This is a genomic window from Xanthobacter oligotrophicus, assembly GCF_008364685.1.
GTDB classification, from domain to species: domain Bacteria; phylum Pseudomonadota; class Alphaproteobacteria; order Rhizobiales; family Xanthobacteraceae; genus Xanthobacter; species Xanthobacter oligotrophicus.
Genome location: NZ_VTTL01000004.1, coordinates 22,085 through 39,336 on the forward strand (window position 1 = coordinate 22,085; position 17,252 = coordinate 39,336).

Sequence of the window (17,252 nt, forward strand, 5' to 3'; positions counted from 1 at the left end):
CGGTCACCAGGTGATGGCCTTGACGGCGAGATAGAGGACGGAGGGGCCGAGGAGGCAGCCGAGGCCGGTGTGGAAGGTGGCCACCAGCGCGCCGTAGGGCACGAGCTTGCGGTCGGTGGCGGCAAGGCCGGCGCTGACCCCGCTCACCGTACCGGCGAGCCCGCCGAACACCATGGCCGACTGCGGCGTCTTCAGCCCCATGAAGCGGGCGAAGACGGGGGTGAACACCATCACCATGATGGCCTTCACCACCCCGGTGGCGATGCTGAGGGCCATCACATCCGACGAGGCGCCGATGGCCGCCCCGGTGACGGGCCCGACGATGTAGGTGACCGCCCCGGCGCCGATGGTGGTGAGCGCGATGGGATCGGTGTAGCCGAACGACCAGGCCACGATCACCCCGACGGCAAAGGGCAGCACGGTGCCGAGCAGCAGCGCCACGACGCCGAGCCAGCCGGCCTTCTTCGCCTCGTCCACATGGACCTCGCTGGCGGTGGCGACGATGGTGAAGTCCCGCATCATGGCGCCGCCCATGAGGGCGAGGCCGCTGAAGGTGGCGATGTCCGCAAGGCCCTTGGCCTTGCCGGTCACGGCGCCACCCCAATAGGCGAGCGCCAGTCCGCCGAGCACCGCGATGGCGGAGCCCGCCACGCGCCCGCCGGTCAGGTGGCGGCCGATCTGGTTCGACACCCAGATCACCACGCCGACGAAGGCGAAGGCGGTGATCAGCGGATTGTCGGCGATGGTCTTTTCCAGCATGTGCAGCATGGCGCGCTCCTACCGGGACTTGAGGGCTTCGGGGGCGGCGACGAGGCCGGCGGCTGCGTCAGCCTCATCCGGCGGCGCGTTTCGCTGCATGGAGCGGTTGATCAGCGCCACCACGCCGAAGCACAGCAGGAAGGAGCCCACGGCGCTGAGGAGGGCGATGGGACCGCCCTTGATGGCGACGACCACGTTCTGCGTCGCGGCCATGGCCACCACCACGGGGATGTACATCATCGCCCAGAAGACCACGCCCTTCTCGGTCTCGGCCGGGAACAGGCCCTTCTTCTTGAGAAAGTGCTGGGCGGCGATGAGAAAGATCATGGCGATGCCGACGCCGCCCACATTGGCCTTGACGCCGATGAGCACCGCGATCGCCTCGCCCACCCATATGCCCGCGAGGTAGCACGCCGCCAGCAAGGCGGTTCCAAAAATGACCATCGATGTTCCTCCCTCTGCCTTCATTTCGGTCAGGCGATCACAGCCCACCGTGCCTCGGCGCCGGCCCACGAATCCTGTCGGGGCAGTTATGGTACGCCGATGACTCTGTTACGCATTCTTATGATGCGATTTCTGTATACAGAGAACGTCATTGAGAATTTGGTGTCAAGGTGTATCTATGCAAAAGACGTTTTTTTGGGATTCGATGCCCGTGGACAGCGGACCAGTGCACCCCAGCAGCCTTTCGGAGCAGCTGCGGGAAGATGTCGAGGAGCAGATCGTCACCGGCGCCTACGGGCCCGGTGCGCGCCTCGATGAGGTGGAGCTTGCCGCCGCCTTCAACGTGTCACGCACGCCGGCGCGGGAAGCGCTGATCCAGCTCGGGGCGGCGGGCTTCATCGAGAAGCGCCAGCGCAAGGGATGGGTGGTCGCCGAGATCCCCGCCAACCGGCTGTGCGAGATGTTCGAGGTGATGGCCGAGCTTGAGGCCATGTGCGCGCGCCTTGCCGCGCGCCGGGGGACGGAAGCCGACCACCAGGCCATCCTCGCGGCCCACGAAGCCTGCAGGCAGGCCTGCGAGGCCAAGGATCCGGACGCCTATTTCCGGCTGAACGAGGATTTCCACTTCGCCATCTACAACGCCAGCCAGAACCAGTTCCTGATCGATCAGGCGCGGGTGCTGCAACGTCGGCTGCGGCCGTATCGCCGCCTGCAGCTGCGCGTGCGCTCGCGCATCGGCAAGTCGTTCGAGGAGCACGAGGCCATCGTGAAGGCGATCATGGCGGGCGACGCCGATGCGGCCTCGGCTCTGCTCAAAGCCCATGTGGTGGTGCAGGGCGAGCGCTTCGCGGACCTCGTCGCCTCCCTGGAGGCCTGCAAGCGGGCGGCGCAATAGACCTCGCTACGGCGGGGCCAGGGATCGCCTCCGCGCGCCGGGCGCGCTGGCTTTCGAGCGGCGCGACCAGATGGCGCCATCTCGTGGAACGATTGACCCAGCGCAACGTTTTTCCTCGCAGTCGTGGTCAGGCTCTCGCGCCATGGCAGCATGCATTCATCGAGGATGAACGATTATGGCCGACTCAAATCTCGCCCAGGACACCCGTGCGACCATCGAGGCGCAGATCATCGAGTTGAGGAACGAGATGGGCCGCCTCAGCAAGTCGCTCCAGTCGCGGGCGTCGGACGCCGCCGAAGAGGCCGAGGATGCGTTCGAGACCGTGAAGGCGCGGGCCAATGGCGCGGCCAAGACGGTCCGCCGGCAGGCCCACGCCGTGTCCGAGGCCATCGGCGACAATCCCGGCACGGCCGCGGCGGTGCTGTCGTCCGCTGGCGTGATAGGGCTTCTGGTGGGTTTTGCCGCCGGCTATATCCTGGCCAGCGGCTCGCGGCGCTGAGCCCTCCGCCGTCCGGTTTCGACCCGAAGGCCCCGCCGTGTGCGGGGCCTTTTTGCATCCGGGCGCCGGCCTAGCGGCTGTAGCGGCGCCCGATCAGGATCGAGACCGTCCCCACGGCCGCGCCCGCATGGCGCAGGTCGATGGTGGCGAGGGGCTCCAGCCGGGTGAAATGGCTTCGGATCTGCGCCAGATCCTCGGGTCGCGCCGGTGCCGGCACCACGATGATGGCATCGTCTCCCACATGGTCCTCTTCCACGTGAGTGACGCGGAAGCCGCGGCAGTCGTCGCCGATGCAGGCGATGGGCCAGCCGTCCCCCAGCGCGTAGCCGACCTTGCCGCCCTCGTGCCAGATGCGCGACACCACGAACGGCGTGCGTTCCAGGGTCAGGCCCTGCTGCTGGAAGGCGCTCGCAAGGTCGCTCCAGGTGGCAAGCTCCCGCAGCGGATCGCGGGGCGTGCCCGGGCCATAGGCGGCCAGCGTCGGCACTTGCGCCAGCACCATCACGGCCACCATCACCGTGGCCACGAAAATGGCCGAGCCGAAAGCCCAGCGCCGTGTCGCCGGATGGCGCGGCCAGCGCTGCGCCATCAAGTGCCCGAGCAGGGGGAAGAGCATCAGGTAGCCGGGCGCTGCCCAGTGGAAGAAGGGCTTCGCCGGCGACCACGCCGCCACCAGCGGGAACAGCAGCATCGGGCCGCAGCCAATGCACACCAGCAGCCAGGAGCGCGCCGCGCGGCGCGACGGCCCACGCGGTGAACGTAGATGGGCGCGCACCGCCCGCACGGCAGCGGCCACCAGCCCGACCCAGATCCACGGCGTGAGGAACAGGGCGATGCCGCCGATCACCACCAGCGGCATCACCGGCTGGAACCGCGCCGCCGCCGCCCGGCTGGCCTGGAAGCTGAGCGAGATGAAGTCGTTCTGGATGTTCCAGATCACCACCGGCGATACCACCGCCAGCGCCACCAGCGCACCCGCATAGGGCCACGCCCGGCCGAGCCAGAAGCGGTGGCGCGGGCTGGTGAGCAGGAACAGGACCGTGCCGGCGAAGAAGAACACGCCATGATACTTGGACAGCATGGCAAGGCCGCCGAGCAGCCCCGCCAGCAGCCAGCCCGCCGGATGGGCATCGGGCTCGAACAGCACCCGCGCCAGCACCAGCGTGGCGGCGAGCAGGAAGGCGATCAGCGGCCCATCCGGCAGCACCCAGCTGGCGCTGGTGACGCCCAATACCGGCGCGCACGCCATCATCAGCGCCGCCAGCACCCCCGCCCACGGATCGAACAGGCGGGTGGTGAGCCGGTACATCAGGAAAGTCGAGAGCGCCGAGAAGACGAGGAACGGCGCACGCACCACCGCCGGCGCCTCGGATCCCATGAGCCACGCCGAGAGGCGTGCCAGCCACCACGCCATGGGCGGGTGGTCGAAATAGCTCATGGCCACGGCGCGGCTGGTGACCACGGTGTAGGATTCGTCGTTGCCGAGGCCCGTGGCGGCTGCGAACGCGATCCGCAGAACCGTCGCGCCCACAAGGATCGCCAGCAGGGCGATCGCGGGCGAGATGCGGCGCGGCAGCGCCTTGGCAAGGCCGGTTGTGGAAGCCGGGCAGGGGGTGTCCAGGGAAGCGTCCAAAGTCGGGTTCAGGGCTGCCCCCGCAACCGGCGTCGCCGCCGGCACCGCATGCGTCATTCGTCGGCTCCCCAGACCAGGGCGGTGCTCATGGCGTAGTTCCAGACCGCGCCGATCAGCGAGCCGGCGACGCCCGCCGCCCACCAGCGCGAGCCGCCCCAGAAGACCCAGCTCGCCACCCCCACATTGGCCACCGCCCCGGCGCCGCAGATGGCGTAGAACTTGGCCAGCGCCGGCACGATGCGCCAGCCGTGGACCCGGCGGTCGCGATAGGTGAGGGCATTGTTGAGCGCGAAGTTCGAGGTCATGGCGCAAAGCGTGGCGATGGCCTGCGCGCCGGCGAAGGCGAGGCCGGCCGCAAGCGCGCCCTTCAGCACCGCGAGGTGGAGCAGCAGGCCCAGGCCCCCCACTGCGGAGAACCACAGGAAGCGGGGCGAGATGGTGGCGCCGATGCCCTTGCTGGCGAGCAGGGCGAGGAAATCCAGGATGGTCCGCCGGTCGAGCTTGCTCTCGCCCGCCTGCCGCGCCCCGAACGTGAACGGCACGTCCACGCACGCCAGCGGCTGGCCGCAGGTGGTCATGATGTCCAGCAGGATCTTGAAGCCGTGCCGCGACAGGTGCGGGGCGCGCGCCTCGACCGCCTCGCGGCGGATCATGAAGAAGCCGCTCATGGGGTCGGTGGTGGAGACGCCGGGCAGCCATTTGGCCATGGTGGTGGCGGTGCGGCTCAGCCAGCCGCGCTGCCGGTCGAAGGCGTCGGCGTTGCCGCCTTCCATGTAGCGGCTCGCCACCACCAGGTCGGCGCCGGCGCGGATGCGTTCCAGCATGGTCCGCAGTGCGGAGGCATCATGCTGCAGATCGGCGTCGATCACGGCGACCACGGGCGCCTGGGCGGCCAGCATGCCCTCGATGCAGGCGCCGGCAAGACCGCGCCGTCCCACGCGGCGGATGCAGCGGGCGCGCCCATCGCGCGCTCCGATGGCGCGGACGGTCTCGGCCGTGCCATCGGGGGAATCGTCGTCCACGAAGATGGCTTCCCAGGCGACAGTCTCCAATGCCGCCTCAAGCTGGCCGAACAGGGCCTCGACATTGTCGCGCTCGTTGAAGGTGGGGACGATGACCGAGAGTTCCGGCACGGCCGGAGGCACTGCAATGACACCCATGCCGGCCTGCGGGGGAGAAACGTATGGGTTCATGGCAGTGCCCCGGCCGTGCCGAAGGACTGGCGGGGCGCATGGACCACGGGCGCGGTGCCGATGCGGTCGTCGTTCACTTCGATGGCGTTGTTTTTCTTGTACATCATCCGCGCTGTCTGGAGCATTTGCCGGGAGAAATGGAAGTGTGCGACGGGTGTGGACGGTAATTTTCAGCAACTTTCGACGCGTATTCCGGTATGCTGGTACATGACATCTGCGATGGTGCAGCCTGCCCCGACACTCAGTCCCGGTTTCACTCGCCATCCCAGGCCATGGGCGAACCTGGTGGTTCGACCTGCTCGCGACAGATGGATTCCATCTGGCGCTGTCGAACCACTAGGCAGCCAAGCTTACAGGCACCTTACAAGGCGTGGCTGGATCGAGGGCCGGCGCGGTCGATTCTCTTGCCGATCCGGCGTGGTGATGCGGAATACTGTTCTGTCTGTGATGCAGCGTGCGCAATACAAAAAGACCTGCTGCGAGCGGGTGTTGAAGACGGCTCCCCGCAAGGGCGTATCGATAAAAAGGCGTGGCAACAAGGGGCCGCCCCGTAGGGGCATGGTGCGACGATCACGCAGGCTATGGCGCCAAGGCTAGGGCTTCTCTTCCGAAACGATGCAGAAGAGCGCTCAGACAGTGCAGTGCAGCAGGCGGCTCGCCCTCCTTTACCGCAGTGCGGGAAGAATATATTACCCCCCGACCAAGGAAGAGGGTGTCGTCCGCCGGGTTTTCTGCTTTACTCCCGCTCCAACAAATGCTCCCGGAACGACGGGGCGCGGGAGGGATATTGTGACATTCGAAACCAACGGTCGTCCACGCCGGCCCATTGGACGTGTTGCGGCGAGGAGCATCGCCGCAGGTGATGATACGGCGCGTCAGAGCGCTGCGGTTCTCGTCGTTGCCTTTTCGTGCGCGGCCTCCGGCCTCCTCATGGGCCTTTGCCTTGCTGCTGCACACTGGCCGGCGCTGGCGTTCGTGTTCGGGGCCGTGCTCGCGGGCACCGGCGCCTGGTTCGCCAAGGATCTCGTCGCCCAGATCAAGGGCTGACGGCGGGTATTCCAGGATGGCGTCCGGCCGGCGGGCCGGGCGCCATCTTTCGTTTGGGCGGTCGGTCGGCCGCGTGCCCGTCAGTCGGCGGCGAAGGGGTGGCGTGCGCTCGCGCTCTGCGCCAGCACGTCCGCCGGACGGGGCGTGCCGCTCACCGCCCGCATGATGGCAAGGCGGGTGGCCTCGTGGTTGAAGGCCTGGATCTTCGCATTGTCGCTCGCATCCCAGTGGATGAAGACGCCGACGCAGATGAAGACATCGTCGGCTTCCTCCACCGGAATGATGCCCTCGGCCACGCAGTCGGTGACCGCCTTGGCCACCGCATATTGCGCCGGGCCGAACATCTGCACCGCCTGGCGGGCGTCCTTGATGGTCACCTTGTTGAACAGCACGGTGGCGGGCTTGGCCAGAAGGTTGGGTTCCACCACTGCGAGCAGGGTGGTGAAGCCGTCCTTGTTGTTGGTCAGGGCGGTCACGAACGCGGTCTCGGCGGAGGAGCCGCGCGGGCCCATGATGAGGTCGATATGGGCCACCTCGTTGCCCTCGCCCACCAGGGCCTCGCCCACCATCAGGCGATCGATCTTCGGCATGAAACCTCCAAAAATACGCAACGTGCTGAAAAGGGGCCGGCATGGCCGGGGCTATTTGCCTTTTCATGCAATAACCTGACCGCTCCCGGGCCAGCGTTTGTCGCCCGTTCAGTGCCTGGATTGTTGCTTGGCGCGCGCCGGAACCGCCCTACAGCACTTCGAACGGCAGGTTCCCGGTGGCGGCGGCGCCGCGGCCGTCGCGCACGGTGACGAACACGCGGTAACGGCCCGGCGGCAGGCCGGCGATGCGGACCCCGTCCGGATGGGGCTCGTGGATGGCCTCGGGAAAGCTCGGAGGCACCGGCTCGGGATCGCCGCCGACGCTGCGCACGGTGGTCTCGGCCATGACCTGCCATTCCACCTTCAGGGAATCGCCGTCGGGATCGGTGGCGGCGATGCGCACATGGGTGTCGCCGTCGGCGGCGAAGCGCGATGGCCCGGCGAAGGTGAGGGCGAGGATGCGCGGGGCATGGTTGGTTCCGCCCGGCGGCGTGCCGCCCCAGATGGCGGCCATCACTTCCACCGTCTCGGTCCATTCGCCGGTGGGCAGCAGCAGGGAATACCAGGTGGGGGTGATCTCCTGCTTGTGGCCCCACAGGAAGGGTATGGCCCCAACCCCCGCCTGCTTGGCCGTGAGCAGGTAGCGCCGCACGCGATCGGCCTTCTGCGAGGAGGTGGGCTCCAACGGCGCGCCCCACGGCGCGGTGGGGGCGTCCCAGTGGCCCTGCGCGCCCATCTCGGTGAGCATCACCGGCCCGGTCCAGCCCTGCGCCCGCGCGCGCTTGGCCGAGGTGAGCAGGCCGTCGCCATAGCCGTTGATGCCGATGACGTCGATGCTGGGCGCGTGGCGCTTGATGAGCGCCGCTTTGTCCTGTCCCACCTCGGCGAGGGCCGCCATGGTGGGGTGCTGGCCGTCCAGGGTCTTGGCGAGCTTGGCCGCCTCCTCGATGGCGGGCCACACCGCCATGGCCTCCTCGGGGGAGAGATCCACCTCCACCTCGTTGCCGATGCCCCACATGAGCAGCGCCGGATGGGTGCGATAGCGCTCCACCATGTGGCGCAGCGTCTCCAGCTGCTGGGTCACGGCGGTGCGGTTGGCATAGTCGAAGCCGAGGCGCGGATGGCCGAGCCAGAAGCCGACGATCACCTTCAGCCCGGCGCGCTGGGCGGCATCGAGGATTTCCCCCGGTTCCTGCCCGTAGGTGCGCACCACGGTGGCGCCGAGGGCCTTCAGATCGCTGAAGCGGGCCTCGCCGCTGGCGCCGTTGGGAATGAAGGGCTTGCCGTCCACGACGATCTCGGCGCCGCGCACGCTCACCTGCGCGGCATGGAGGGAGGACGACATCAGGAACGCGCTGAGCGCGAGGAGGAGGGCACGACGCACGGGAACCAGACTCGCATTGAAAACCTTGGCAGCTGCACTGCACCATGAAGGGTGCAGGACCGTGGCGGCAACATCAACTTATTGTCGGCGCTCCCGCGCCGGCCCCCTCCTTCCCCGAAAGTGAGGGCCGCGGCGGCAGGCGGGTGAACCGGGCGGGCGATCTGCTATAAGGCCGGCGTTCGCGGCAGAAGCTGAGGTTTTCCGCATGTACGTGCTGGCCCATCTCTCCGATCCCCACCTCGGCCCCATCCCCGAGGCGCGGATCTCCGAGCTTCTGGGCAAGCGCTTCTTCGGCATGATGAACTGGATCGGCGCGCGGCGGCGCAATTTCGGCGCTTCCACCCTGGCGCCGCTCATCACCGACATGCTGGCCCAGGCGCCGGACCATATCTGCGTCACCGGTGACCTGGTGAACGTGAGCCTGCCGGCGGAATTCGATACCGGCGCCACCTTCCTCGCCTCCCTCGGCGCGCCGGACAAGGTGAGCGTGGTGCCCGGCAACCACGACGCCTATGTGCGCTCGGCCATGCACTATCACCTGGAGCATTGGGCGCCGTTCCTCGCCGGCGACGACACCCACCCCCACACCCCGGTGGACGTGGAGGCCTTTCCCTATGTGCGCCGGCGCGGGCCGGTGGCGGTGGTGGGCGTCTCCACCGCCGTGCCCACCGCCGTGTTCCTCGCCAGCGGCGAGATGGGCCGCGCGCAGCGGGCGCGGCTGAAGGCCCTGCTGGAGCGGCTGAAGGCGGAGGGCCTGTTCCGGGTGGTGATGATCCACCATCCGCCGGTGGGCGAGCGGCCGTTCCACCGCGACCTGCGCGACGCCGCCAAGGTGCGCGCGGTGCTGGCGGAGGCGGGGGCGGAACTGGTGCTGCACGGCCACGACCATCGCGCCTCCCTCGGCCAGATCACGACCGATGCCGGGCCGATCCCGGTGGTGGGCGTGCCTTCCGCCTCGGCCGGGCCCGCATCGGAGCGCGGCCCCGGCGGCTATTGCCTCTACCGCATCTCCGGTGCCCCCGGCGCGTGGCGCTGCGACATGGAGCGGCGCGGCTACGCTAAGGACGTTGCGAGCGTCCAGTCTCTGACGCGTCAGGTGCTCGTCGGGGAGAGGCAGGCGTCTTAAAAGTCATGGCGAAATCGTGCCGGTGAAACGGCGTGGATGTGACCGTGCAAGAGCCGGCGTAACGACTTGTAACTGAAGGCTGATTACAGAACTTTAAGTTGCCCGCGAGCGGCTGCGGACCGATGCTTCCTTCGCCCCTTGAAGGAGGACTGCATATGAAACGCGCCGTCATTGCCGCCACTGCCGCTGCGCTTATCGCCGGCTCGGCGGTGTCTTTCGCCGCCAATTCCAACGCCGGCCCCGACACCGGCGGCCGCTGGCATCCCAGCGCCGAGGATCGCGCCATCCTTACCGACGCGCGCATCGTCGCCCTGAAGACCGCGCTCAAGCTGACCCCCGACCAGGAGAAGCTCTGGCCCGGCGTCGAGGCCACGCTGAAGCAGGTGTCGAAGGACCGCGCGGCCCGACGCGACGAAGCCCGCGCCGCCCGCCAAGCCGCCCGCGAAGCCAACACAGCGCCCGATCCCATCGCCCGCATGCGCGCCATGGCCACCCGCATGGACGCCAGCGCCACCGACCTGCGCAAGATCGCCGACGCCGCCGACCCGCTCTACAAGACCCTGGACGATGGCCAGAAGCAGCGCCTCAACCTGATGCTGCGCCAGCAGTTCCAGGGCGGCGGCCACGGTGGCCACGGCCCGCACGGCGATGGCCCGCGCCGGGGCTGAGTGCTGGCGCCCTGAGTCTCGCGAGTTGGCCTGGAAGTTCGCTACGATCGTCATGGCCGGGCTTGACCCGGCCATGACGGCGGTAATTGCGGTTATGCCCTTTTGAAGTTCCAAACAGGCTCCGAGCGATGGCCGGTGGACCCTCCACCGGCCATCGCCGGTCGGCCTTCCATGAGCATCCTTCATGGATCGGTTGATCAATATTGATTTTCAATAGGGCCGGCAAATCCGTAGACTGGCTGTGAAAGGTGCCCCCCGGCGCCGCACAGCGAGTTTTTCCATGTCTGCCACGTCCTCGATGCCGGCGCCTCCCGGCGCGCGGCGCGCGCTTCCGGCCATGCTCATCCTGGTCGCCGGCTGCGTCATCGCCCTCATCACCTTCGGCCCGCGCTCGGTGTTCGGCCTGTTCCTGCTGCCCATGTCGCAGGAATTCGGCTGGGGGCGTGACGTGTTCGGCCTCGCGGTGGCGCTGCAGAACCTGCTCTGGGGCCTCGGCTCGCCGTTCGCCGGCGCCATCGCCGATCGCTTCGGCACCGTGCGGGTGATGTGCTGCGGCGCGCTGCTCTATGCCGCCGGCCTGGTGCTGATGTCCTATGCCACCACCCCCGGCATGCTGCATCTCACCGCCGGCATCATGGTGGGCTTCGGCCTGTCCGCCGCCTCGTTCAACCTGGTGCTGGCCGCCTTCGGCAAGCTGCTGCCCGACGAATGGAAGTCCATCGGCTTCGGCGCGGCGACGGCGGCGGGCTCGTTCGGCCAGTTCCTGTTCCCGCCCCTCAGCCGGGCGCTGATGGATACCATCGGCTGGCACGAGACGTTGATCGTGTTCGGCGCCGCGCTGCTCATCGTCATGCCGTTCTCGCTGGCGCTGGCGACCCGTGGCGTGGCTGCGGCCAAATCCGGCGCGGCCAGTTCGGGCGTAGCGGCATCGGCACCGCAGCAGGGCATCGGCGCCGCCATCGGCGAGGCGCTGCGGCATCCGAGCTACGTGATGCTGGTGCTCGGCTTCTTCACCTGCGGCTTCCAGCTCGCCTTCATCACCGTGCACATGCCGGCCTTCCTGGTGGACAACGGCGTGAGCCTGTCGGTGGGCGCCTACACGCTGGCGCTGATCGGCCTGTTCAACATCCTCGGCTCGCTCACGGCGGGCTACCTGTCCAGCCGGGTGTCGCGCAAGTGGCTGCTGGCGTGGATCTATGCGGGGCGGGGCGTGGCCATCGCCGTGTTCGTGCTCATGCCCATCACGCCGCTCAGCTGCTACGTGTTCGGCGCGGCCATGGGCTTTTTGTGGCTCTCCACCGTGCCGCCCACCTCGGGCCTGGTGATGCTCATGTTCGGCACCCGGTACATGGCCATGCTGTACGGCTTCGCCTTCTTCTCCCACCAGGTGGGCGGCTTCCTCGGCGTGTGGCTGGGCGGCATGCTCTATGTGGCGACGGGCTCCTACAGCTGGGTGTGGTGGCTCTCGGTGGCGCTGTCGTTCGCCTCCGCCGCCATCAACCTGCCCATCAAGGAGCGCCCGGTGGCGCGGGTGCGTGTGGCGGCCTAGCCGCCACAGTTCGGGCACGCTGGTGACCTAAGTCCTAACGCCGGGCCGGGCCTTTCCGCGACATGGAAGGCACGGTCCCGGCGAAATCCGACACGGCGGGCGCCTCGGGTGTTCCCCTGCTGTTCCGGACTCTTGACAACAACCCGCGGTCTCTGCGCAACGTGGTAGGGATCAAACAGGTATTCGCGAACGAGCCATGCGCAGCATCCTTTTCGCGGCCTTGGGCTTTGCCGCATTCGCCAGTGGCCCGGCCTTGGCCCAGCAGAATTCCGGCCAGCAGCTCTCCGCCCAGCAGGCGCGGGATTTCGCGGTGGGCAAGATGTTCTCCTTCAGCTGCTTCGAGGGATCGAAGGGCGCGGGGCGGATCTATCCCGACGGCTCCGTCGCCGGCATGATCACCATGCCCGACAAGGAGCCGCGCTTTGTCCGCCTGCCGGCCAACACCCTGCGCGTGCGCGGCGATAACGTGTGCGGCTTCGTGAAGGGCATGACCTTCGAGCCCTGCTTCGATCTGGTGAAGACCGGCCCCGGCTCGTTCCGCGGCTCGCTCGCCGGCGTGCAGACCATGTGGTGCGAGTTCGTGAGCGCGGGCGGGGACAAGTCGCAGGTCGCCTCCCGCCGCGCCAAGACCAAGCCTCGCAGCCCCACCACGGAAGCCTCTGCGGAATAATCCCGGCCGCTCAGTCCTCGGCCAGCATTTCCTCCGCGGCCGCCACTGCGTCCACTGGCGTTTCTTGGCCCTCGATGCGGCCGCGCAGCTTGCCGATCTCGCGGCCGGCATGCTCCATGAAAGTGCGCACCCGCGCCGTGGCCTTGATGTCCGGATGGGTGAGCAGCCACAGGCCGGATTCCATCTCCGGCTGCGGCGGCACGATCTGGACGAGGTCCGGCGTCACCGCCGCGATGAAGCAGGGCAGCACCGCGAGCCCGATGCCCTCCGCCGCCGCTTCCGCCAGCCCCAGCACCGTGTTGACGCGATAGACGAGCTTGTCCTCGTCCACCCGCTCGCGCAGCCATTTGGCCGGCTTGATGCCGCCGAGATTGTCGGAAAACCCGATCCAGTCGTAACGCCTGAAATCGCCGGTGCCGAGCGGGGTCGCGGGCGCGAGGTCCGCGCGGGCATAGATGGCCCAGGCGATGGAGGCCATCCGCCGGCCCACCAGCGTGTCCCCCGGCCGGTCGCTGGCGCGGATGGCGATATCCGCGTCGCGCTTCGACAGGCTGAGGGACTGGTTGGAGATGACCACGTCCAGCCGGATCTCGGGGTAAGCCTTGAGGAACGAGCCGAAAACGGGCGTGAGCATGTGCACCAGCAATGTGTCGTTGGTGGTCACGCGCAGTTCGCCGGAGGGCCGCAGGTCCTGCCCGGTGATTCGCCGCTCCACCGACAGCACCTCGTCGGCCATGCGCTCGGCGAGGCGCACCATCTCCTCGCCGGTGGCTGTGGGCACGTAGCCGGAGCGCGCGCGCTCGAACAGGCGGGCGCCGAGCTGCTCCTCCAGCGCGCCGAGCCGGCGGAACACGGTGGAGTGGTTCACCCCCAGCTGCTCGGCTGCGCCGGCAAGGGAGCTGCTCTGCGCAATGGCCTGCACCAGGCGGAAATCGTCCCAGGCGATCATTCCCAATCCCACACGCTCGTTGGCCCTACGGTCATTCGCCTCACGCTGCCTCTCGCTCCGCGCGAGGATGTGATTTGCGTGAATGCAAACTCCAGCTTGATTTCTTGATTATGGCGTTGCGGGAGTGCGAAAGCTAGAGGTGGTGCCACATCAAACCGGAGATCACTCCCATGGTTGACAACCGCACCGCCCCCTACGGCCTCTTCATCCTTCGTCTCGCCCTCGGCCTCATGTGGGTCTCGCACGGGCTCATGAAGGTCTTCATCTTCACCGTGCCGGGCTTCGCCGGCTTCCTCGGCAAGATCGGGCTGCCCTCCGCCCTCGCCCTGCCCATCATCGCGGCCGAGATCATCGGCGGCCTGCTCATCGCCTCGGGCGTCTATGCCCGCCAGGTGGCCATCCTGCTCATCCCCATCATGCTCGGCGCGCTGAACTACCACCTGCCCAACGGCTGGGTGTTCTCCACCACCGGCGGCGGCTGGGAATATCCCGCCTTCCTCGTGGTGGCGTCCCTGGTGGTGGCCCTTGCCGGCGAAGGCGCCTATGCGCTGAAGCCCGCCGCCCTCATCCCCGGCGGCCGTCGCGCCCTCGCCTGATCCTGTTCCGCGACACACGAAAAAGGCCGGCTCCGCAAGGGGCCGGCCTTTTGCTGTTCGAGATGCGTGTCGCACGGGCTTGGCCACTTGGCCTCGGTCAACGACCGAGGCCAATGGTATCAGTGAGCGCGGGACAGGCAGAAATCCACGGCTTCCATCAGCGCGTCCTTGGCTTGCCCGTTGGGGAACAGGGCCAGCGCGTCCTTGGCGATGGCGCCGTAGTGGCGCGCCCGCTCCACCGTGTCGGCGATGGCGCGGTGGCGCGTCATCAGGCCGATGGCCTGGGCTAGGTCGGCATCGTTGCCCTCGCCCTTCTCCAGGCAGCGCTGCCAGAAGGCGCGCTCGGTGGCGTCGCCGCGGCGGAAGGCGAGCAGCACCGGCAGGGTGATCTTCCCCTCGCGGAAGTCGTCGCCCACATTCTTGCCGAGCTTGGCTTGGCTGCCGCCGTAGTCGAGGGCGTCATCCACCAGTTGGAAGGCGATGCCCAGATTCATGCCGTAAGAGCGGCAGGCAGCCTGCTCGGCCTTGGGCCGCTGGCCCAGCACCGCGCCCACCTCGCAGGCGGCGGCGAACAGCTCGGCGGTCTTGCCGCGGATGACGGCGAGATAATCGTCTTCCGAGGTGGCGGTGTTCTTGGCGGCGGCGAGCTGCATCACCTCGCCCTCGGCGATGACGCAGGCGGCGGTGGCCAGGATGTCGAGGCAGGTCATGGAGCCCACCTCCACCATCATCTTGAAGGCCTGTCCCAGCAGGAAGTCGCCCACCAGCACGCTGGCCTCGTTGCCCCACAGCTTGCGGGCGGCGAGCTTGCCCCGGCGCATGTCGCTCTCGTCCACCACGTCGTCGTGGAGGAGGGTGGCGGTGTGCATGAACTCCACGGACGCCGCGAGCTTCACATGCCCGTCGCCCCGATAGCCGGAGAGCGACGCGCAGGCGAGCGTCAGCATCGGCCGCAAGCGCTTGCCGCCGGAGGAGATGAGGTGGTTGGCCACCTCGGGAATCATCGCCACGTCGGAGCCGGTGCGCGCCAGGATGGTGGCGTTCACGCGTTCCATGTCCGCTTTCACCAGGGCGACCAGGGCCTCGATGGACGGCTCGTTGGGCTCGAACGGTAGGACGAGGGCCAAGAAACGCTCCCGCTTGTCATTCTTTGGGGCGCACCATAGGGATGCTGACGGGCTCCGTGCAAGCGCCGGGCGGTTTTCTTCGCGTCGCGCGGTCGGGCACATTGCCGCTAGGTCGGGTGGAATACGATGCAGGAGCTGGTGCGGACCAACGATCTGGTGCTCATCGGCGCCATCGAGGCGCTGTTCGTGTCGGCCGATATCGGGCACATGGTCGCGGACCAGTATATGAGCGTCATGGAAGGCACCATCGGTATCCTGCCCCGCCGCCTGCTGGTGGTGGACGAGGATGTGGACCGCGCCCGGCGCCTGCTCCGGGAGGCCGGCTTCGGCGCGGCGCTCCGCGATGGCGACTGACACCGCGCCACCCGCATACACCACCGACAGCGTTCTCGGCGGCGGACTGACGCTGCGTCAGCTGAAAACGGGCCACCGCGTGGGACACGACGCGCTGCTGCTCGCCGCCTTCGCCCCGGCCGATCGCCGCCGCGTCGTGGATCTCGGCGCCGGGGTGGGCAGCTGCGGCCTCGCCTTCCTCACCCGCGTGCCGCAGGCGCAGGCCGTGCTGGTGGAGATCGCGCCGGAGCTGGCGGATCTGGCGCGGGACAATGCGGCGCTGAACGATCTGTCCGCGCGGGTCGAGGTGGTGGCGGGCGATGTCACCCGCCTCGGCCGCCCGTCGGGGCCCGAGGTGCCGCAGGCGGGGGCGGCGGACCTCGTGCTCACGAATCCCCCCTTCAACGATACGGCGCAGCATCGCATCTCCCCCGACGAGGCCCGCGCCCGCGCCCACATGGCGGACGACGCGCTGCTGGAAGAGTGGGTGCGCGCCGCCGACCGCTGCCTCGCGGCACGGGGCGTGCTCTGCCTGATCCACCGGCCGCAGGCGCTGGCGGCGATTCTTGCGGCGCTCGATGGTCGTTTCGGCGCGGTGGAGATTCTCCCCGTGCATCCGCGTCCCGACCGGCCGGCGGTGCGTCTTCTGGTGCGCGCGGTGAAGGGGCGCCGGACGCCGCCGGCGCTGCTGCCGGGCCTTGTCCTCACTGATGCGGACGGCACCCCCACCGCCGCCGCCGATGCGGTGCTGCGACAGGGGGAAGGTCTCGTGCAGTCCGGTCTCGCCCAGCCCTGAACCTGTTCGCCCTTGCTCCCTCCGCCTTGAGTGCGTCACCTGCGCGCCCTACATCTGGACCATGGCCGACAGCTTCCTCTCTTCCCTTTCGCGCCGCGTCAGCGGCATCCTCCCCAAGAAGTGGCGCCGGGACCTGCCGGTGGTGCCGGTGGTGCGGCTCTCCGGCGCCATCGGCATGCAGACGACGCCGTTTGCGCGCAGCCTGTCGCTGGCCGGCACCGCGCAGGCACTGGACAAGGCCTTCGCCGTGAAATCGGCACCGGCGGTGGCGCTGCTCATCAATTCGCCGGGCGGTTCACCGGTGCAGTCGCACCTGATCTTCCGGCGCATCCGCGCGCTGGCGGAGGAGAAGGAGAAGCACGTCTTCGCCTTCGTGGAGGATGCGGCGGCGTCCGGCGGCTACATGATCGCCTGCGCGGCGGACGAGATCTTCGCCGATCCCTGCTCCATCGTCGGCTCCATCGGCGTGGTGACGGCGGGATTCGGCTTCGACAAGGCCATCGAGAAGCTGGGCGTCGAGCGGCGGGTCTTCACCGCCGGCGAGCGCAAGGTGACCCTCGACCCCTTCCGTCCCACCCGGCCGGAGGACGTGGAGCGGCTCGACGTGCTCTTGAAGGAACTCCACACCGTGTTCGTGGACCTCGTGCGCTCGCGGCGCGGCGACGCGCTGCCGGCCGACGACGAGAGCCTGTTCTCCGGCGAGTTCTGGCTCGGCACCCAGGCGGCGGGCCTCGGCCTCGTGGATGGGCTGGGCGACGTGCGCTCCATCCTGAAGGCGCGCTATGGCGAGGAGGTGCGGCTGCCGCTGGTGCAGTCATCCTCCGGCCTCATCCCCCGCCGCGCGGGTGGCTTTGGCGCTGCCCTGGCGGGAACGCTCGCCGGTCAGGCGGCGGAAGGCGCCCTGGCGGCGGTGGAGGAGCGCGCCCTGTGGTCGCGGCTCGGCCTGTGATCGACGAAAAACGCCGCGCGGCAGCCCCTCCGGGGTGCTGCGATG

19 protein-coding genes are annotated in these 17,252 nt (G+C 68.6%); 11 read left to right on the top strand and 8 right to left on the bottom strand.

Going from position 1 to position 17,252, the window contains the following annotated elements; genetic code table 11:
- Nucleotides 1-3: 3 nt before the first annotated feature.
- Nucleotides 4-768 carry a malonate transporter subunit MadM gene (madM, locus tag FZ033_RS07080; protein WP_149575462.1) on the bottom strand — a complete coding sequence of 255 codons (765 nt, stop codon included), beginning with the start codon at nt 766-768 and terminating at the stop codon, nt 4-6.
- Between the two features lie 9 nt (nt 769-777).
- Nucleotides 778-1,203 (bottom strand): malonate transporter subunit MadL, encoded by a 426-nt coding sequence (gene madL / locus FZ033_RS07085; protein ID WP_149575463.1) that lies wholly within the window; start codon nt 1,201-1,203, stop codon nt 778-780.
- Between the two features lie 211 nt (nt 1,204-1,414).
- Here madL and FZ033_RS07090 point away from each other — a divergent pair, with 211 nt between their 5' ends.
- Nucleotides 1,415-2,098, top strand: a complete 684-nt coding sequence (locus FZ033_RS07090) for a GntR family transcriptional regulator (RefSeq protein ID WP_232847370.1) — start codon at nt 1,415-1,417, stop codon at nt 2,096-2,098.
- A 175-nt stretch (nt 2,099-2,273) separates the two neighbouring features.
- Entirely contained in the window at nt 2,274-2,597 is a 324-nt protein-coding gene (locus tag FZ033_RS07095; RefSeq protein ID WP_149575465.1) for a DUF3618 domain-containing protein, read from the top strand.
- A gap of 70 nt (nt 2,598-2,667) precedes the next feature.
- Here the strand turns inward: FZ033_RS07095 and FZ033_RS07100 are convergent, their stop codons facing one another.
- Together FZ033_RS07100 and FZ033_RS07105 are read right to left on the bottom strand one after the other, a co-directional pair.
- The gene (locus tag FZ033_RS07100; RefSeq protein WP_149575466.1) at nt 2,668-4,287 is read right to left on the bottom strand and encodes an ArnT family glycosyltransferase; all 1,620 of its coding nucleotides are present in this window, start codon (nt 4,285-4,287) and stop codon (nt 2,668-2,670) included.
- Nucleotides 4,284-5,390, bottom strand: a complete 1,107-nt coding sequence (locus FZ033_RS07105; protein ID WP_188079363.1) for a glycosyltransferase family 2 protein — start codon at nt 5,388-5,390, stop codon at nt 4,284-4,286. Before FZ033_RS07105 ends, FZ033_RS07100 begins: the two co-directional genes overlap by 4 nt.
- Nucleotides 5,391-6,212: 822 nt before the next feature.
- On the opposite strand from FZ033_RS07105, the gene FZ033_RS07110 reads away from it, so the two are divergent.
- Nucleotides 6,213-6,470, top strand: coding sequence for a hypothetical protein (locus tag FZ033_RS07110; protein ID WP_149575468.1), 258 nt, complete (start codon nt 6,213-6,215; stop codon nt 6,468-6,470).
- An 80-nt stretch (nt 6,471-6,550) separates the two neighbouring features.
- On the opposite strand, the gene fae is transcribed toward FZ033_RS07110, so the two are convergent.
- The gene (fae, locus tag FZ033_RS07115) at nt 6,551-7,060 is read right to left on the bottom strand and encodes a formaldehyde-activating enzyme (protein WP_149575469.1); all 510 of its coding nucleotides are present in this window, start codon (nt 7,058-7,060) and stop codon (nt 6,551-6,553) included.
- Nucleotides 7,061-7,208: 148 nt separating this feature from the next.
- Nucleotides 7,209-8,444, bottom strand: a complete 1,236-nt coding sequence (locus tag FZ033_RS07120) for a glycoside hydrolase 5 family protein (RefSeq protein ID WP_149575470.1) — start codon at nt 8,442-8,444, stop codon at nt 7,209-7,211.
- A gap of 205 nt (nt 8,445-8,649) precedes the next feature.
- Between FZ033_RS07120 and FZ033_RS07125 the strand changes: the two genes are divergently transcribed.
- The 4 genes from FZ033_RS07125 (at nt 8,650) to FZ033_RS07140 (ending at nt 12,457) form a co-directional block, all read left to right on the top strand.
- Nucleotides 8,650-9,570 (top strand): metallophosphoesterase family protein, encoded by a 921-nt coding sequence (locus tag FZ033_RS07125; protein ID WP_149575471.1) that lies wholly within the window; start codon nt 8,650-8,652, stop codon nt 9,568-9,570.
- Between the two features lie 155 nt (nt 9,571-9,725).
- Nucleotides 9,726-10,238: a Spy/CpxP family protein refolding chaperone gene (locus tag FZ033_RS07130; protein WP_188079364.1), complete on the top strand. Its 513-nt coding sequence runs from the start codon at nt 9,726-9,728 to the stop codon at nt 10,236-10,238.
- A 280-nt stretch (nt 10,239-10,518) separates the two neighbouring features.
- Nucleotides 10,519-11,787 carry an MFS transporter gene (locus tag FZ033_RS07135; RefSeq protein WP_149575473.1) on the top strand — a complete coding sequence of 423 codons (1,269 nt, stop codon included), beginning with the start codon at nt 10,519-10,521 and terminating at the stop codon, nt 11,785-11,787.
- Between the two features lie 196 nt (nt 11,788-11,983).
- The gene (locus tag FZ033_RS07140; RefSeq protein WP_149575474.1) at nt 11,984-12,457 is read left to right on the top strand and encodes a hypothetical protein; all 474 of its coding nucleotides are present in this window, start codon (nt 11,984-11,986) and stop codon (nt 12,455-12,457) included.
- 10 nt (nt 12,458-12,467) lie between these two features.
- Here FZ033_RS07140 and FZ033_RS07145 read toward each other — a convergent pair whose 3' ends face one another.
- Nucleotides 12,468-13,406, bottom strand: coding sequence for a LysR family transcriptional regulator (locus tag FZ033_RS07145; protein WP_149575475.1), 939 nt, complete (start codon nt 13,404-13,406; stop codon nt 12,468-12,470).
- 170 nt (nt 13,407-13,576) lie between these two features.
- Here FZ033_RS07145 and FZ033_RS07150 point away from each other — a divergent pair, with 170 nt between their 5' ends.
- Nucleotides 13,577-14,002, top strand: a complete 426-nt coding sequence (locus FZ033_RS07150; protein ID WP_149575476.1) for a DoxX family protein — start codon at nt 13,577-13,579, stop codon at nt 14,000-14,002.
- A gap of 119 nt (nt 14,003-14,121) precedes the next feature.
- Here FZ033_RS07150 and FZ033_RS07155 read toward each other — a convergent pair whose 3' ends face one another.
- Complete coding sequence (locus FZ033_RS07155; RefSeq protein ID WP_149575477.1) at nt 14,122-15,129, bottom strand: polyprenyl synthetase family protein; 1,008 nt, start codon at nt 15,127-15,129, stop codon at nt 14,122-14,124.
- 126 nt (nt 15,130-15,255) lie between these two features.
- Here FZ033_RS07155 and FZ033_RS07160 point away from each other — a divergent pair, with 126 nt between their 5' ends.
- From FZ033_RS07160 to FZ033_RS07170, 3 genes are all read left to right on the top strand, one after another.
- Nucleotides 15,256-15,483, top strand: a complete 228-nt coding sequence (locus tag FZ033_RS07160) for a putative signal transducing protein (protein ID WP_149575478.1) — start codon at nt 15,256-15,258, stop codon at nt 15,481-15,483.
- Nucleotides 15,473-16,258, top strand: a complete 786-nt coding sequence (locus FZ033_RS07165; protein WP_149575479.1) for a tRNA1(Val) (adenine(37)-N6)-methyltransferase — start codon at nt 15,473-15,475, stop codon at nt 16,256-16,258. The genes FZ033_RS07160 and FZ033_RS07165 overlap by 11 nt, the downstream gene beginning before the upstream one ends.
- Before the next feature lie 61 nt (nt 16,259-16,319).
- Nucleotides 16,320-17,207 carry a S49 family peptidase gene (locus FZ033_RS07170; RefSeq protein WP_149575480.1) on the top strand — a complete coding sequence of 296 codons (888 nt, stop codon included), beginning with the start codon at nt 16,320-16,322 and terminating at the stop codon, nt 17,205-17,207.
- Nucleotides 17,208-17,252: the final 45 nt, after the last annotated feature.

Bases quoted from the DNA above. Each gene is read 5' to 3' on its own strand.
- madM (WP_149575462.1), bottom strand. From the start codon at position 768: ATGCTGCACATGCTGGAAAAGACCATCGCCGACAATCCGCTGATCACC.
- madL (WP_149575463.1), bottom strand. From the start codon at position 1,203: ATGGTCATTTTTGGAACCGCCTTGCTGGCGGCGTGCTACCTCGCGGGC.
- FZ033_RS07095 (WP_149575465.1), top strand. From the start codon at position 2,274: ATGGCCGACTCAAATCTCGCCCAGGACACCCGTGCGACCATCGAGGCG.
- FZ033_RS07100 (WP_149575466.1), bottom strand. From the start codon at position 4,287: ATGACGCATGCGGTGCCGGCGGCGACGCCGGTTGCGGGGGCAGCCCTG.
- FZ033_RS07105 (WP_188079363.1), bottom strand. From the start codon at position 5,390: ATGGGTGTCATTGCAGTGCCTCCGGCCGTGCCGGAACTCTCGGTCATC.
- fae (WP_149575469.1), bottom strand. From the start codon at position 7,060: ATGCCGAAGATCGATCGCCTGATGGTGGGCGAGGCCCTGGTGGGCGAG.
- FZ033_RS07125 (WP_149575471.1), top strand. From the start codon at position 8,650: ATGTACGTGCTGGCCCATCTCTCCGATCCCCACCTCGGCCCCATCCCC.
- FZ033_RS07130 (WP_188079364.1), top strand. From the start codon at position 9,726: ATGAAACGCGCCGTCATTGCCGCCACTGCCGCTGCGCTTATCGCCGGC.
- FZ033_RS07135 (WP_149575473.1), top strand. From the start codon at position 10,519: ATGTCTGCCACGTCCTCGATGCCGGCGCCTCCCGGCGCGCGGCGCGCG.
- FZ033_RS07140 (WP_149575474.1), top strand. From the start codon at position 11,984: ATGCGCAGCATCCTTTTCGCGGCCTTGGGCTTTGCCGCATTCGCCAGT.
- FZ033_RS07145 (WP_149575475.1), bottom strand. From the start codon at position 13,406: ATGATCGCCTGGGACGATTTCCGCCTGGTGCAGGCCATTGCGCAGAGC.
- FZ033_RS07150 (WP_149575476.1), top strand. From the start codon at position 13,577: ATGGTTGACAACCGCACCGCCCCCTACGGCCTCTTCATCCTTCGTCTC.
- FZ033_RS07160 (WP_149575478.1), top strand. From the start codon at position 15,256: ATGCAGGAGCTGGTGCGGACCAACGATCTGGTGCTCATCGGCGCCATC.
- FZ033_RS07165 (WP_149575479.1), top strand. From the start codon at position 15,473: ATGGCGACTGACACCGCGCCACCCGCATACACCACCGACAGCGTTCTC.
- FZ033_RS07170 (WP_149575480.1), top strand. From the start codon at position 16,320: ATGGCCGACAGCTTCCTCTCTTCCCTTTCGCGCCGCGTCAGCGGCATC.